Source organism: Cohnella abietis (assembly GCF_004295585.1).
GTDB classification, from domain to species: Bacteria; Bacillota; Bacilli; order Paenibacillales; family Paenibacillaceae; genus Cohnella; species Cohnella abietis.
In genome coordinates this window covers 513795-529728 of record NZ_AP019400.1, presented here as the reverse complement: position 1 = coordinate 529728, position 15934 = coordinate 513795, and the positions used below count along the sequence as shown (strand labels likewise).

At 44.0% G+C, this 15934-nt stretch carries 16 protein-coding genes; 9 read left to right on the top strand and 7 right to left on the bottom strand.

Annotation, left to right across the window (positions count from 1 at the left end; translation table 11 throughout):
* Positions 1–87 precede the first annotated feature (87 nt).
* Both KCTCHS21_RS02210 and KCTCHS21_RS02205 read left to right on the top strand, forming a co-directional pair.
* Complete coding sequence (locus KCTCHS21_RS02210; RefSeq protein WP_157993919.1) at positions 88–519, top strand: universal stress protein; 432 nt, start codon at positions 88–90, stop codon at positions 517–519.
* A gap of 83 nt (positions 520–602) precedes the next feature.
* The gene (locus KCTCHS21_RS02205) at positions 603–1442 is read left to right on the top strand and encodes an aminoglycoside 6-adenylyltransferase (RefSeq protein WP_130604923.1); all 840 of its coding nucleotides are present in this window, start codon (positions 603–605) and stop codon (positions 1440–1442) included.
* Here the strand turns inward: KCTCHS21_RS02205 and KCTCHS21_RS02200 are convergent, their stop codons facing one another.
* Positions 1443–2249, bottom strand: coding sequence for an AraC family transcriptional regulator (locus tag KCTCHS21_RS02200; RefSeq protein WP_130604922.1), 807 nt, complete (start codon positions 2247–2249; stop codon positions 1443–1445).
* A gap of 145 nt (positions 2250–2394) precedes the next feature.
* On the opposite strand from KCTCHS21_RS02200, the gene KCTCHS21_RS02195 reads away from it, so the two are divergent.
* The gene (locus KCTCHS21_RS02195) at positions 2395–2844 is read left to right on the top strand and encodes an SRPBCC domain-containing protein (protein ID WP_130604921.1); all 450 of its coding nucleotides are present in this window, start codon (positions 2395–2397) and stop codon (positions 2842–2844) included.
* A gap of 84 nt (positions 2845–2928) precedes the next feature.
* Here the strand turns inward: KCTCHS21_RS02195 and KCTCHS21_RS02190 are convergent, their stop codons facing one another.
* The gene (locus KCTCHS21_RS02190) at positions 2929–5079 is read right to left on the bottom strand and encodes a methyl-accepting chemotaxis protein (protein WP_130604920.1); all 2151 of its coding nucleotides are present in this window, start codon (positions 5077–5079) and stop codon (positions 2929–2931) included.
* Positions 5080–5347: 268 nt separating this feature from the next.
* On the opposite strand from KCTCHS21_RS02190, the gene KCTCHS21_RS02185 reads away from it, so the two are divergent.
* The 4 genes from KCTCHS21_RS02185 to KCTCHS21_RS02170 all read left to right on the top strand — a co-directional run bounded on the left by KCTCHS21_RS02185 (position 5348) and on the right by KCTCHS21_RS02170 (position 8136).
* Complete coding sequence (locus tag KCTCHS21_RS02185) at positions 5348–6127, top strand: hypothetical protein (RefSeq protein WP_130604919.1); 780 nt, start codon at positions 5348–5350, stop codon at positions 6125–6127.
* A gap of 22 nt (positions 6128–6149) precedes the next feature.
* Complete coding sequence (locus KCTCHS21_RS02180) at positions 6150–6824, top strand: hypothetical protein (RefSeq protein WP_130604918.1); 675 nt, start codon at positions 6150–6152, stop codon at positions 6822–6824.
* A 19-nt stretch (positions 6825–6843) separates the two neighbouring features.
* Positions 6844–7350, top strand: coding sequence for a hypothetical protein (locus KCTCHS21_RS02175; RefSeq protein ID WP_130604917.1), 507 nt, complete (start codon positions 6844–6846; stop codon positions 7348–7350).
* Between the two features lie 111 nt (positions 7351–7461).
* Positions 7462–8136, top strand: coding sequence for a DUF7948 domain-containing protein (locus tag KCTCHS21_RS02170; protein ID WP_130604916.1), 675 nt, complete (start codon positions 7462–7464; stop codon positions 8134–8136).
* 13 nt (positions 8137–8149) lie between these two features.
* Here KCTCHS21_RS02170 and KCTCHS21_RS02165 read toward each other — a convergent pair whose 3' ends face one another.
* The 4 genes from KCTCHS21_RS02165 to KCTCHS21_RS02150 all read right to left on the bottom strand — a co-directional run bounded on the left by KCTCHS21_RS02165 (position 8150) and on the right by KCTCHS21_RS02150 (position 12886).
* Complete coding sequence (locus KCTCHS21_RS02165; protein WP_130604915.1) at positions 8150–8713, bottom strand: 5' nucleotidase, NT5C type; 564 nt, start codon at positions 8711–8713, stop codon at positions 8150–8152.
* Between the two features lie 89 nt (positions 8714–8802).
* Positions 8803–10719 (bottom strand): threonine--tRNA ligase, encoded by a 1917-nt coding sequence (gene thrS, locus KCTCHS21_RS02160; protein WP_130616309.1) that lies wholly within the window; start codon positions 10717–10719, stop codon positions 8803–8805.
* 363 nt (positions 10720–11082) lie between these two features.
* Positions 11083–12363 carry a hypothetical protein gene (locus tag KCTCHS21_RS02155; protein WP_130604914.1) on the bottom strand — a complete coding sequence of 427 codons (1281 nt, stop codon included), beginning with the start codon at positions 12361–12363 and terminating at the stop codon, positions 11083–11085.
* Entirely contained in the window at positions 12353–12886 is a 534-nt protein-coding gene (locus tag KCTCHS21_RS02150) for a sigma-70 family RNA polymerase sigma factor (protein ID WP_130604913.1), read from the bottom strand. The genes KCTCHS21_RS02155 and KCTCHS21_RS02150 overlap by 11 nt, the downstream gene beginning before the upstream one ends.
* Positions 12887–13078: 192 nt before the next feature.
* Between KCTCHS21_RS02150 and KCTCHS21_RS02145 the strand changes: the two genes are divergently transcribed.
* Positions 13079–14035 carry a DUF5050 domain-containing protein gene (locus KCTCHS21_RS02145; RefSeq protein WP_130604912.1) on the top strand — a complete coding sequence of 319 codons (957 nt, stop codon included), beginning with the start codon at positions 13079–13081 and terminating at the stop codon, positions 14033–14035.
* Between the two features lie 75 nt (positions 14036–14110).
* Here KCTCHS21_RS02145 and KCTCHS21_RS02140 read toward each other — a convergent pair whose 3' ends face one another.
* A complete protein-coding gene (locus KCTCHS21_RS02140; protein ID WP_130604911.1) occupies positions 14111–14866 on the bottom strand; it encodes a class I SAM-dependent methyltransferase in 756 nt (251 codons plus the stop codon).
* 181 nt (positions 14867–15047) lie between these two features.
* Between KCTCHS21_RS02140 and KCTCHS21_RS02135 the strand changes: the two genes are divergently transcribed.
* Positions 15048–15818: a 3'-5' exonuclease gene (locus tag KCTCHS21_RS02135; RefSeq protein WP_130604910.1), complete on the top strand. Its 771-nt coding sequence runs from the start codon at positions 15048–15050 to the stop codon at positions 15816–15818.
* The last annotated feature ends 116 nt before the right edge of the window (positions 15819–15934 follow it).

Sequence of the window (15934 nt, the reverse complement as noted above, 5' to 3'; positions counted from 1 at the left end):
TATCCTTTTTCGGCTCATTGGGCTTCATTTTTTATCCAGCGCTCCAAATGTTATAATATAACTATTACAATGAATGGAGGGTTCGACATGATATTTAAACACATTATGGTTCCTTACGATGGGTCTCAATCCGCAACCAAAGCTCTGGAGAAAGCTCTTCAATTCGTAGAATCAGATCCGAATATTCAAATTTCGGTAGCGCATGTCATCAATTTACAGCCGGTCATTGTCGGGGATATGACCTTCTCCCAGCCTGAAGGTTATCAAGAACAAGTGAAGCAACAGGGAAATGCCCTGCTCGATAAAGTTAAACAGATCATCGGTGATCATCCCCATACGAATGTTGTTGTTCTTGCCGGTTCTCCAGCAGAAGCCATTCTAGATTATGTTGAAAATAGTAATTGTGATGCCATTATTATGGGAAGTCGCGGCTTGAGCTCCTTAAAGGAATTCATGCTTGGGAGCGTAAGTCACAATGTTATCCTACATGCTAAAGTTCCAGTCATGATAACGAAATAAGCAGCGAATTCAGACAGCAAGGCACCGTCATCCCGGGAATTCATCCTAGTGGCGGTGTTTTTATTTGCTCAACAGGAGGTCAAATGAGAAACGAACAAGAGATTTTATCTCAGCTATTAGACTATGCCCAATCCCACCCACAGGTTAAGGTCGTTCTCCATAACGGCTCTCGCGTAAATCCTAAAGTCACCAAGGATATCCTGTGTGATTATGATTTGATTTTCGGTGTAATTGGGGATGTATTCTCGTTTGTACAAAATCAACAATGGATTAAGCAGTTCGGACATATCATGATTATGCAGCAAAACAACCTGCAAGAGGGAACAGAGGAGTGGGCGATTTTCTTAATGCTGTTTAACGATGGCGTTAGAATTGACCTTACCTTTCGAAATGTAAAGCATATTCTAGATCCTTCAGACAGCCTTACGAAGATCCTTCTAGACAAAGATAACCTTATGGGAGCCGTTGAACCTGCAAGCGATAAATCCTATATCACGTGCAAACCGACGAAACAACAATACGACGAAGTGTTAAACGAAATATGGTGGTGTTCAACGAATGTTGCCAAGGGGCTTTGGAGAGATGAGCTGCCCTATGCTAAATATATGCTCGATGTTGTTGTTAGGGATGCCCTAATCTCCTTACTCTCGTGGTATGCCGGAATGAATAACGATTGGAATATTAACACAGGCAAAGCAGGTAGATGGCTCAAAAAGTACTTGCCGGAGGAACTGTGGGATCGGTACATCTCTACCTACGCGGGGAGCGATTTCGACCAAAATTGGGCTGCTCTCGAAAAGACTGGAGCTTTAACCCGAATCGTCGGAACGGCTGTCGCAGATTCGCTTGGTTATCAATATCCTCAGGCTGAGGATGAAAAAGTAACAAAGTATTTGGCTCAATTACGGAAGATGGAGAAATAACTAGTGGTCAACCATCCTCACGTACTCTTCCGGTGATTTACCGAGGATAGCTTTGAAATCTTTAATGAAATGTGCCTGATCATAATACCCCATATCCACGGCCAGCTTTAACCAGTCTATGGCTTCGCCTTTTTCGATATTCTCTGCCACCTCGTGAAGACGATAACGCTGAATGACTCCTTTGGGATTCACGCCAACGTATTTGCTAAAGAGTCGTTGCAGGGTTCTTACACTGATATCGAATATACCAGCTAATTGCTCGACCTTAAGAATCCCTCTATCTGCAATAAGGGCGGCTACAATGTCGTTAATGAGCGATACGTTATTATCATGCTTAGGAAGATGCTCTAGGAAAAAATTATTTATTCTACCCACTCGGCTCGGCACATCACTACAGGCAAAAATTTCTTTCTCAAGAGATGCAGCCGACTTACCGAAAACATCCGTTATGGGAATAGCCTGTCCCGTTAATTGTGAGACAGATTGCTTCCAGAAGGGCTGGAATCCGCCGGGATTAAACTTAACAGCAAATACGCTACCCTGATCTTGAAGCAGCTGCTCCGAGGCTCCCTCCCAAACCCCATACACACGGGTAAGACCGGGCTCAAAAACTAGATTAACGTTAGGATGGGAAAGCACGCTCTGACGATATGGCTCATGTCCTCTTAAATCCCACTCCACTGCCCAGTAATGCTGTATGTACAATCGAAGCTCTTCAGCTGGCTCATACCGGGAGAGCTTGAACTTCTCCCTGCCCGCTTCCGCCTGCAATATACCTTTTGTCGTAAAATCTTTCTTGGGATCCATAGCCGCTAACTCCCCTTCACTCCCGATGCTGACGCCTTTTTACAATACATTGTTCTGCTCATATTTTATCATAATAGCTGTTACACAGAACGAGTGATTGCGGTACACAAAACTAAAAACCTATCGATTGGAAGGGGACCTATTCATGGAGCTCAAATATGTATTTTACGTCGGCGTACAGCCAGAACAGCTATGGCAAGTGCTAATCTCTCCGGAAGGAACCAAGGCTACCTTCTTTGGGAGCGTCATACGTTCAACCTTTGAAGTGGGGAGCACGTTAGAGTATGTCGGCCCGGGCAACAATGGCGATGAGACGGTTCATGTCTATGGCACGGTGCAAAGCTTTGAACCAAATAGTGTTATTAGCTATGAAGAGCATCCCGGACCATCCTATTACCCAAATCACGCCGAGCTGAAAAGCAGAATTACGATCACACTTGAGGCCGTAGGTACTAGTACAAAGCTGACTTTGGTGAATGATCAATGGTCAGACAACCATCCTTCCCTCTCCAAAACCGAGGATAGCTGGCCCATGATACTAAGTAACATCAAGACTTTTGCAGAAACCGGTAAAACACTTGATTTCGGCTGGTAAACCTCAAATTAACAATAACTCACCCTATGGCTTCATTGCCGTAGAGTGAGTTATTTGGTTAACTCCGTCATATATAGGTGGAGACTATCTCTTTTTCCTATAGGGCTGCACTTTTTCCTTCAATAATAAGGATAAGCTTGCGAGATGGGTTGCTGAAGCGGCAACCTGCTGCATGGAAGCGGTCTGTTGCTCCGCTGAAGCCGCAATTGTACTTGAATCATTAGCGTTCTTAGAGGTCAGCACCAGCATATCTTTCACTGATGAGCTCATGTTCTCCGTACTGCCTTCAATTTGTTTAATCGACTCGTATACCCCTGTCGCTTGGTGCGTCACCTTCTCGATACTACTTCCAATATCGCCGTATGACTTCTCTGCAGCGCGAGCGAGCTCGATTCCAGCCTCTACTGCCCCCGTACCTTCTTCCATGCGATACGCCGCATGAGTAATAGAGCCTTGGATTTCTGCCAGCAGTCGGCCAATATCTCCAGCTGCTTGAGCGGATTGATCGGCTAGCTTCCGTATTTCCATAGATACCACTGAGAAGCCTTTGCCCGATTCTCCAGCCCTAGCAGCCTCAATCGCCGCATTAAGAGAAAGCAGGCTCGTCTGTGAAGCAATCGAAGATATAAATGCAACGATTTCGTCAATGGCGTTAGAATGCTGCTTCAGCTTCTGCACTTGCTCAGACGAGGCCTGAACCGAATGATTAATCGTTTCCATCTGCAAGATGACATTTCTTAACGATTTATTACCTCCTTCGGATGCCTTCTGCGCCTTAGATGCTAATGCTGTCATTCGTTCTGTGCTTGTGTTAATGACTTTAACCCTGCTCAGCACTTCCTGTGCTACTTCCTTGAATTCCAATACAATTTTAGCTTCCTTCTCCGCGCCTTCCGATACATTCTGGATGGAGCTTGCGATCTCTTCTGCTGCAGAAGCCGTCTCATCGGCACCGGACTTCATTTGGTCGGCATGAGCTGACATTTCAACCGAGAATTGCGAAATGCTGTCCATCGTATCACATAAGCCGTCTAAGGTCCGATTAAAGCTATCCCCGAGCCGCTGAAGCTCGTTACCGGATCTAAGCTCAGTTCGCTTCGTAAAATCACCCTCCGCCATGGCTATGGCTAAGCGATCTATATCTCTAACGTTCTTAATAATATAACGATTGTATAGATGGGCAAATACAGCGACTAGCACGCATGCTAGGATAATAATCAAGATCATCGGCTCGAAAAGCTTAAATAGTGGTCCGTAAAGCTCGCTCTCCGGAATAGAAAGGGCTAATATCCAGCCCGTACTAGGTACAGTCGCATAGTAAACACGCATAGTGCGCCCAGAATCCTTATACGCTCCGATACCTTCAGTCAAATGAATTTGTGGTACTTCACTTCCAATAAGAGTGTTCTCAGGATTCACAGTTACCGGAGCTTCCACGTCCGTATTTGTAGGTTGCTCTTCAGCAGGCAATTCCTCCTCGTCTGAACCCATATCTATTTCTAATCCTAAATCGCTCAGATCATCTGCTGGTTCATCATCTACCGTTCCACTTTCATCCTCTTCTAAGGAGCCCGCATCATCATCACTCAATGCACTCTCACTCGGAGCGCTTTGACTTGTTGCACTTGGTTCAATTGAGATGTCCTCTACTATGGCAGAATCCAGCATCCGCTTAGCCAAATGGGCCAATGATTCATTGGAATCCTCGGTCAGCTTCACCTTCATGTTCTTCACATAATCTTTGATGGACATAACCATTCCCGAACTATCTATCATGAAAGCCGAGCCGTTCCTTCCGACCGGAATACTCATAACCAATTGCTGTAGACTATCGAGGTCAATGACATGTGTCGCTATGCCTATCACATTGTTATTCTCATCATAATAGGGCGCCAGCGCCTTAACCATTGCGGCCCCAGTAGTCTGATCCAAATAAGGATTTTCATAAGAGATACTCCCACCAAGCACACCATTAGCTTCAACAACTGAAGTTAGCATTTGTGGCGTGAGAGCTTTCGATAACAATTTATTTTCTATTTCACTCACATATTGATGCGTTTGGCTTTTTAGCTTCTCCTCTACACCACTCGTAATTAAATTCCGGGAAAAAAAGTAGCTTACCCCCGTCATCGCAATTGTGATGACAAGAACAGTGGACATGAATATAAGTAAGAATTTATTCTGAATCGTACCAAATCCGGCTATCCATTGCTTCCATTTAACGCTACGGATCACACTTATTCCTCCTAGAGTCAACAGCACATAGATTAACTCTAATAGGAAATATTTAACTCAGAGTCATCCTTAGATGAACGTTGTGTAAAGTTTAGCGTAAATAACTGAATTCTCTCTTCTAAATGTAAAAAAAGGTACTCCGATTCAATAAACTTGTCTGAAAAAAATGACAAATTTCTACATGATTTTTCACCACGAAGGAATTGAATCAATTACCGTCGAAATTTAGACAATGAAGAAATATTTTCCATGAATGGACTGAAAATCAATGGTTGAACTGACAACGAAAAGAAAACGAGTTCGCCCCGAAATTGTTATTGTATGTCTGCTATTGCTCCTCCCCGTTGGGTTGGCGACTTATTGTTTTCTTCCGCAATATTATGCTTTCTCAGCCCCTGGCGAAATTGTTTCGGTCCAAAAATTAGGTGTAAGCGGCAGTGTTAATTTCACCTATGTTCGTCAAGGCTTTACAAGCAACCGATATGAACGGTGGTCTACAGAACGCGCATTTCCTGAAGCTTACTTCGAACCCGCTAGCTCATCCATTAAAGAGAGCTTCACTACCATCAAGGATACAGGCGGAGGTCTGCGCGATGAAACGATTCGAAATGCAATAACCTCTGCTGAGGAGGAGGCCGACCACGAGGCTTCAGGTGATGAATTTGAGCTGCGACTTGAAAAGTTGATTGAGGAATCCACCGATTATTATGGAGACTCACTAGGATTGATGCTCGCTATTGGATTAGTCGAAGAAGCCCACGGAGAGGACTTCTCACATGAAGGTCAGTACATTATCGCTGGTACGGGAACGATGGAGTCCGATCATACGGTTGGCTCGGTTGGCGGTATACGGGATAAGCTTCGCACGGCGGAAAATGCCGGAGTTGATTATTTTTTCTTACCTAAAGATAAAGAACACTTCTATTATGAGGGCCTGAGCAATGAAGAAGAGGCCGAACTAGTGGTTGAGGAGTTAAACCTGAAGCTTAAAGTCGTTCCCGTGGAAACGATGGAGGATGCACTTGGTTTCTTAAGAAATCTGAAATAATAATAGAAGGAGCTACTTACTAATGCCACTTAAGTCCGAAATGCTATCGAAGATTCTAACCATCCTGCTCTGGATACTCACAGCGTTCTCCGTCCTCAGCTTGCTGACCACGATAGTCTATGTCAGCGATTTAGATCTTTATATTACGTATGTTTATTCTTTAGACGGCTTTATTGAAGTGTTTTCCTACCCTTTCTACTTCATCGTTGTGATTGTATATTTGATATGGATTTATCGCGTGCATATGGATTTGAACACTCTGTTTAGTTACTATCCGCGTACACCAGGCGGTTCACTGGTATGTATGCTGTTACCTATTTATAATTTTTATGGCATTCCCTCTACCTTTAATATTTTAGGTGAGCACTTAAAGAGAATACCCGCTGCGCAGAAGCAAGGCCTGTCTATTAAAGGATTGGCTGCACCGCTAATCATTTTCTTTCTAGGAGGCAGGTGGCTTAAACAGTTAGTTAATAATCATCCAGATGTGGATTCCACTGTTCTAGTCCTAACCTTTGCGGTAGATGTCATCCTTAATATTGTGTATCTAGTCATATGTATGCGGGTTGCTAAAGGTCTGACGAATATACAAAACATTAAGGATAATCACCAAACACCTCCTCCGGAATTAGAAAAGCCTACTGATTGGATATCAACAACTCTCGAGAATGACTTTGGAGCGGATCAGAAGTCTTAATTTTCCAAGGAAAAAGAAAGTGAGTGACTTGAAAATGCCCGCTGCTTTACTCGTGTTAACCCTCTTCTTGGCCGGCATGTGCGCACTGAGCTTCGAGAAGGCGACTCCAGAGATGTCATCTCTACTCATTCTCTTTACTTTCATTGCTGCCCTATTCACAATTGTCATGAAGAAAGACGAAATTCATAAACGCAATTTGGCAGCATGGTTACTTGAAAATATTGATCAGGTCAGAGCGACGGGACTAGCCTTCAATGGCGTTTATATTGATAGAGAAACGGTATTCATCCAATATGAACTCTGTTTTTCTTGGGTTATGTTTACCTATCAAAGCAAGACTAGCTACTACATTAAAGAATATCATCCTACTCCCATACTGAGCTTGCTTTTTAACAGCTTTTGCCTCATTTTCGGCTGGTGCGCGCTTCCCAAAGGACCTATCTTTACTATAGCTGCTATCCATCACAATCTACTTTCTAAGCCCATAAGCTTGGATAGTGTTGTTAGAGACATCCGCCTTCAATAGTGTACATAGCCCTACAAAAAACAGTTAGGATTACACTTCTCAGCATATAACTTATAGAAGCAATTAATATTAAATGAATCAGAATATCGCGGAAGGTAGCTGATTTGTATAATGGTGAGAAACTGGAATTTGACTAACCATGCAGCAGCCTACGGAAAGCAAATTGTATTATTCGTGCCAAATTTAGGGCAAGCAGACCCAAGCTTCTCATTCGTGGCGCAGAAGTTCGGCTTTTATGTTGGGATATCTACAAAGTTAATTAGCTTGAATCTCTGTTCGCAGAACGACCAATGGAGTGATCAAAACCTCACTTGGTATTTCGTTGATGCTAGAGCTGAAGCTAAAATGGAAGGTTTGGAACGGGGGACAGGAACCTTTCATTACTATCGAGGGACGGGGCTATCAAGTCAACTGACGAATCTTCCATCTTATCGTAAGTTATGGTGCCGCGAGCTTTGGGAAGGAATTGATGTTATCATTCAAGAAAAGGAACCCACCCTTACGTACGATTGGCACATACATCCCAGTGGCAGATTAGAGCATCTTCAGATGCTCTATGGAGGCACCGAAGTGATCCGTCTGAACGAGCAGGGCGACCTGCTTATTCAGACGGCACTCGGATTAATGACAAGGCTAAAGCCCGTCGCTTACCAGATTACAAATGAAGGAAACGTGCCGATTGCATGTAACTATCGCATTCTATTCGGACCAGAGGGAAGCAGAACATTAGGCTTTGAGCTACCCGATGGGTATGATACAAATCTGGATATTGTAATTAAAGCTTAAACAGTCGATCAGGTTAGTTTATTTTCAAAATACCCAGTAGCTCGCTCCAGTTCATAATCCGAGGAATATCCATGTGCCTATTATATGAATTGTCCTTGGCATATACGATTAAATCTAATTCCGTTAACGTATCGAGCACCGCGGGCTTATCGTCGAAATAATAGTCTAAGCCTAAATCACGGATAATATGAACCTTCTCGGTATCACCCATTCCGCAATAAAAGCTTCCCTCCTGCACCGGAAAACCCAATTGAATTAATCCGTTCTTCGTTCTTTCGCAATGATTGACTGTTCGTGCAGTTACGTAATAGACCTCGTGCCCTTGGCTAACAAGCTCTTGTAGCACTTGAACCGCTTCGGCAAAAGGAGGCGCAGAATAGAAAATCTCTTCACGGTGACTGTTCCACATCTGACGCCCTTCTTCAACCGTTAGTCCAAAAGCATCGTGTATCGGAATGGTTGTCAATGCATGGAAAACATCTATGCTTATTTGCTTGTTAAGCTTACTATTATACAATCTGAAGGCATGCTCTCTTAGATTCAACAACGTATCATCAATGTCAAAGCCAAATTTCATGTACTAACTCCTCATCATTACAATTTACATCTCCCCTTATTCTAAATGGGATTGAATAGGATGTCATCTTTCACAAGGCAGTTCCGCTATTAGCTGCCTTTAATTTGAATTTCATTCAGGATTTGCTCCTTTATTTCAAGAACAGTTTTGGAGCCACCATCTCCATCTCCACGCCTTCTAACGGCCACAGTGCCCGATAGCTGCTCCTTCTCTCCGAGCACGAGCATATAAGGAACCTTCTCTAGCTGGGCCTCACGAATTTTGTAGCCTAGCTTCTCATTACGGACATCTACCTCTACCCGAATGCCCACTTCTGCAAGCTGCTGCTTCACCTGAAGTGCATAATCAATAAAGATGTCCGATACCGGCAGCAGCTTCACTTGGACGGGCGCTAGCCATAGCGGGAAAGCACCGCTGTAATGCTCCGTAATAATTCCTATGAATCGATCGATTGAGCCATAGATCGCACGATGGATAACGACTGGACGGTGCTTCTGGTTGTCCTCTCCAATGTACGAAAGATCGAATTTCTCCGGCATCTGAAAGTCCAATTGAATAGTGCCGCACTGCCAGCTTCGCTTAAGCGCATCGAGGATGTGAAAGTCGATTTTCGGCCCGTAAAAGGCTCCATCCCCTTCGTTCAGACGATAATCGATCCCCCGAAGCTCAAGCACATTTTTCAATGCATTTTCCGCAACATCCCAGTCAGCTTCTAACCCCATGAAATCCTCCGGCCTAGTAGAAAGCTCAATTCGATATTCAAAGCCGAATACCTGATAGATGTGGTCAATTAGCGAAATGACTCGATTCATCTCATCCTCTATTTGGTCAGTCCGAAGAAAAATATGAGCATCATCCTGACAGAAGGTACGAACACGCATCATTCCATTAAGGGCACCTGAAAATTCATGGCGATGCACCTGACCGAACTCCGATATGCGTATAGGCAGCTCTCGGTACGAATGTAGATTGTTCTTATAGATAAGCATGTGTCCTGGACAATTCATCGGCTTTAGAGCAAATTTAGTTTCGTCCACCTGCGTAAAATACATATTGTCCTTGTAATGATCCCAGTGTCCCGACTGCTCCCAAATTCGATTGTTCATCATAATGGGAGTGCGTACTTCATCGTAATCTCGCCTATTCTGTACCTCACGGGAGAAGTTCTCAAGCTCTGTACGCAAAGTCATCCCCTTCGGAAGGTAGAACGGCATTCCAGGCGCCTCTTCGGAGAACATGAACAGCTCTAGCTCCTTGCCTAGCTTGCGATGATCGCGCTTCTTGGCTTCCTCCACAACGTGCAAATACTCAGTCAATTGAGCTTCTTTCGGAAAAGAAGTACCATAAATCCGCTGCAGCACCTTATTGTTGGAATCCCCACGCCAGTAAGCTCCAGCCACATTGAGTAGCTTAAACGCCTTAATCCGGCCAGTGGATGGTAGATGAGGCCCACGGCACAGATCGACGAATTCTCCTTGTTCATAGACCGTTATGACTGCAGCCTCCGGCAAATCACGGATTAGCTCGAGCTTTAAAGGATCTTCGAGCTCCGAGAAAATTATTATGGCCTCATCTCGGTTAACGACGCGGCGAACGATAGGCAAATTCTCCTGAGCGATCTTTTCCATCTCGCGCTCAATGGCTCCAAGATCATCGATAGACAATGGTTTCTCAATATCAATATCATAGTAAAATCCATCCTGAATGACGGGACCGATTCCAAGCTTCACGGCTTTATCGCCATAGATTCTCTTAATTGCTTGAGCCATTAAATGGGACGTGCTATGGCGGTAAACCTCTAGTCCATCCTCGCTGTCGAGCGTAATAATCTCAACATGACTATCCTCATGAATAGAACGGTTCAGATCAACCGGCACGCCATTAATTTTTCCGGCTATCGCGCTTTTCTTCAAGCTGGACCCAATGGATTCCGCTATCTGTTCGATTGTCGTCCCTTGCTTAACCTCGCGAACTTTTCCATCTGGCAATGTAACTTTGATGACCATCATATAGCCTCCTTAGGGTTTATTGAACGCAAAAAAACACACTCTCCACAAAGGGACGAGTGCGTTCAGCTCGTGGTTCCACCCTAATTCGACCTGCCAATGGCCATACTTCGACTTTAAGCCAAAGCATGCTTGAACAAGATCCTTAATCGGTATCCGTTAACGGGGATAAGACGGTATCATTTACTGCCACGACTGTAAATCAGTGGGTTCAACGCTACGGCTACAAAGGGGTAATTCCGCATTCGGTTGCTGGAGAGGCTTTCAGCCTGAACCTCTCTCTCTGTACAGCTCGTAAAGGAAATCATGTCTTTGATTATCGCCTGATAGGTATTTCTAGTGTTCATTATATGCTCAGAGTCGTTAACGGTCAAATGTCGGCAGCTCAAACGTCCAAGGTCCGCGGATTAGTATTTGCGGTCGGCTTATCGTTATCTTTTGCTTCGTGCGATTAGACTCGGCTTCGAATTCAAGATACACAAGCTCACCCGTTCGTTCGTTAAGTCTACCCATATTACTTAAACCAGCTAAGTTAAACATATGCAGAGATTTGGTTGTGCTCTCGCTGTAGTGCATATCTACGTATACTCTAAGGTTTTTCTCGTCCAAGCGTTCAACACCAGTAATCGTGACTGGAAAACCCGCAATTTCGAAAGTCTGGTTTAGATTATCCGTCGTTTCCGTAGGAATTGTTATAGTGGCCTCGTCTTGTGTCTCGGTATAGATTTCGGGCAGGGTCAGCTTATAGGTGATGTTCCTCTTATCCGATAGCTTAAAATAAAAGTCACTTGCAGGCGCCAATATTCCCCGGATGATTTCAAGTGGAATGCTGTTGCCTATGTTATCCGTTACATTCATTTTCAGATTGTCATGTGCGTAGAGACCAAAAAAACCATAATCGGTAATTCTTATTTCTTTAGGATGCTGTGCGATTAGCGAAATCCTCGCTTTCTCATCTACCCGATTAGTTATTGCGGTAATAGTTACACCGTTTACAGTTGACGTTGCTCCCATGTCGGCATAATTCGTGAAAGTCTCAGCCTTTATCAGGGTAATCGGAATGACTGTTTCCTTACCTTCCTCTCCAACGACAATAGACACCGAGCCCTTAAGATCAAGCTCACCTTGATGCCCGTAAGACGCTTGCCATTGGCCAGAGCTCCACGTTGATAATGACGGTTTTATGATAAACTCTGCGCCTTGATCATTTATGATTTTGATTTTGTCCAGCCTAGCCGTATTTTCTCCATTAATACTGACAAGAGTCATTCTTGAATCCACCATGACACCTGTAATGACAATTGTTCCGCTCCCCACCGTTTGGGTTATTGGATTCTTGAGCACATATCTGTCAGCAGGCAGCTCCTCTTCCTTCACAATCCCTATACCAGGAACGAATTGAAGTGCTTTTTGAATAGCTGCCCTGACCTGAGAATTGGACAAAACAGCAGTAAGCAAAACAAGCCCTAGTAGGGATGCGGTTAGAACCAGGAGAGTCCTGCGTCGCTTTCTTGCGGGATTAATAGCGAGATTGCTAGCGGGTTTATTTTCTGCTATTGCTAGCTCGACACCTAATCGACTTCTTCGATGGAGGTCCGAAGGAATAGGTATGCTGGCCATCTCCTGTTTAACTCTATTGTCCATACAAATCCTCCTCCTTGGCCTTTTTCCGAAGCTTGCTGAGTGCACGATACAGTATCGTTTTCCCCGTTCCTAGCGGAATTTCCATGATTTCAGTCGTTTCTCTAATCGTGTAATCATGATAAAACCTAAGAATAATGACACTCTTCTCTTCTTCATCCAATGAATCAATTAAGTCCTTCAAGGATAGGGAGAGCGGAATGTTCTCCTCTTCGCCGCTTGTCATCAATTCATGGTATTCCGGCTTAAACTGCAACACATTCTTGCGTTTACGGAGTAGATCTATCGAGCAGCTTATGGAAATTCTGATCAACCAGGTTTTAAAATATTGAGGCTCCGCAAGCGTCGCAATAGACTTGAAGGAACGATAAGCTGTCTCCTGAACGACATCCAGTGCATCCTCCTGATTGCGCAAATAGACATAAGCCGTTCGGTAAATATCTTCTTCATATTGCTGGAACAGCTCTATAAAGGCTTTTTCATCACCCTTACGGGCTCTCAGCACCAGCTTTAATATTCCCCTCACCTACTCGCCTTTGAACTTATACTCATTAGACGGAGCTTTCCAGCATTTAGCTTTAATAGGAGCTTACCATATTCATACTTTGTGCATCGTTTTCTAAAAAGACGCTAAAGAATAGACACTCCCCGTTGATCAATTCCAGTATTTTCTTTAGTATGAAGTGGGTTATATGACAAATTACGAAAGAGGACTCCTATGAAAAAGACAATTTTTGCACTCGGAATAACTCTAGCACTTCTGATAGGAAGCATCCCGGCAACAGCTGCAACTAAAGCAAGTAACGTATTTTTCTGGCTTGGAGACTATCAGGATAAAAATTGGGCAGGCGTCAACGCTTCAACGCTAGATGGGAAAACCAATGCCTCTAAACGACTATTTAAGGGAGATGCTCGTTTTCTTACTGTTGCTGGTGACTGGGTTTATTTTCTACAGCAGGACCCCGATTCTGAAGTCATTGCGGGTAACATTATTAGGATGAAAAAAGACGGCACGGGATCAAAAGAAGTGACTACTGGAAACAAGGTGTCGAGATTCTCAATCAATGGCCAGACCCTTTACTATGCCTCATACGACGACGATTACAATACTCAGCTTTGCTCGATGAAGCTTGACGGTACAGGCAGCAAGATTCTACTCAAGAAGCTTTCCTTCTGGTCTTATGAAATCGCTAATGGACTAGTATACTATGTCGATACTGAGGATAATTCACGCTTGTACCAGATGAAGCTCAACGGAACAGGCAAAACCGCCATTTCCAAAGGCTCAGTCGACCCTTACGAGGGCTACAAGATTTATGGTGACACTCTCTTTTACAGTGAGTCCGATGCAAATGGATTTAATGGGAGCAGCAATCTTACTGATCTGAATGGTAAAAACAAAGTCACTTTGCCTTCCAAGGCTAGTATTCGGCCAGTTTCCTACCAGAATCAGTGGTTTTATTATGAAGAAGCTACTTATGGTAAAAATGGAAATATAACCGCTTTGGTGCTAGTTAAGATCAAACGCGATGGCACTCAGAAAAAGGTTATTGCTAAGCTTGGAGCACCGGATCAGTTCCTTGGACTACAAGGTACCTCATTCGTTTACAAAGCCCCTGAAGGCAAATTGTATACGGTAACTACTGAAGGTAAAATTACGAGGGCTGCTAAGTAAAAATATAATTTAACGAAAGGGGACGTCGCCTTGGAGTATTCCTACTCTAGGCAAACGTCCCCTTCTTGAGCTTTACTATACCTCGCCCCAATAAATCTCTGTCTCGTAATCGAAGTTCACTGTCCCATTCTGCTCGTTCCTAGCGAATAACTCCCTTAACTCTGCCATCATTGGCTCGTAATTGGGATGCCCCTGCTCAGGGCTGTAAGAGGAGGACAGCAATCGACCACTCAGTCCTTCGAAATCAAATACCTGCCGAATCGAGAATCTGGCTTCCTGCAGCCAATCAGGCTTAAAGAAGGATTCCAGCATGTCTCGCGAGATATTTCTATGATTAACAGCACCGTAATCCGTGCCTAGCGAATGCAGCAGCTGCTCGTATTGTTCGAGAAATGGGGTTCCCCCAGTTAAACGCGTATTCCAGATCAATATGGCTTTGCCGCCCGGCTTAAGAACACGCTGAAACTCAGCCTTCGCAGCCGTTTGATCAAACCAATGAAAGGCTTGTGCGCAAACAATAAAATCGTAAGAATGATCCGGCAATCCTGTTACTTCCGCTGATCCTTGCACCGCTTTGTAATTAGGATAGCCTTCTAAAGCTGCTATGGCCGCTTCTCTCATTGCTTCGTTCGGCTCGACGGCGGTCACAGAGATTCCACGCTTCAACAGCAATTCTGAGAAAATACCCGTTCCTGCTCCAACATCTAACACCTCGGATTGCGAGTTCAAGCCAACAGTATCAAGTAAATAATCGATTGCTTTGTCTGGATAGCTCGGGCGATATTTCTTATAAGTATCCACTCTGCTCGAAAATCTTTCCTTGCTGTTCATTGCTGATCACTCCCTAACATCTTTTTTGTTTCATTCTGTGAAACTAAGTTTCATTTTATATTCTTATCATAAAGCAAATCCCTTATGAATTCCACAATTAGAAGATGATATTACTGTTTTTCCAAACCTACTACTTTTTGATACAATGGAGAGCACGAGTTATAGAGCGGGGGTCACATCATTGGATTATATTATTCTCGACATTGAGTTTAACGGCCGTAAGTTTGCCAGCGATTTACCGATGGAAGTCATTGAAATAGGGGCCGTAAGGTTGAATCCATCCATGCAAATAGTGGACGAGTTCTCATCATTGATTAAGCCGGTGTACTTTTCCAAGCTGAATGGATTTATTAAGAAAAAAACGGGGATCCCACAAGAAGACATTGATGTCGCCGAAGGCTTTCGGAAGGTCATTGGTGATTTTACGAGCTGGCTCAATCGCAGCGAAGCTTTTCTGCTTGTCACATGGGGCGGCGAGGATTTGAAGCGTATCGTTTTCGATACGAGAATGCACAAGCTGGATGATACATATTGGATGTCCGCCTATTATTATGATTTGTTGAAGGGATATATCCGCTACAAGAATGTCACTAATGACATTAGTGTCGAAGGTGCGTTGCAAGAGCTAGAAATTACCGCAGAGGGCACGGCGCACAGGGCATTGGACGATGCTCGAATGACAGCTGAAGTGTTCCGAAAGGTTATTAGTAAATTGGACTTCGACCAGAAGCAGCAGTATAAAGACCAATTTTCCAACTCCAAGGAACGCAGACTGATCAAAAATGCCGTTCGCGGCATGATGACTCAGAAAAAGCTCCAACAATGGGATGTGTTCGTAGAAAGCTACTTAGGAGCTAAAATCGACCTAACCGACGATAAGAAACGTCTGGAATTACAACAATATTACACCTCAGAGATTGCAAAAACAAAGCAGCCTAAGGCAGAGGGTTAGAATACGCTTGACCCTAGCTAGTAGCGGCAATTAGGTGCTATCCCTTGTCTTAAAAGGCTATGGGATAGCATCTAGTCGTTCTATGTAACCCCTCCCCATCGTCGCAAAATGCAACT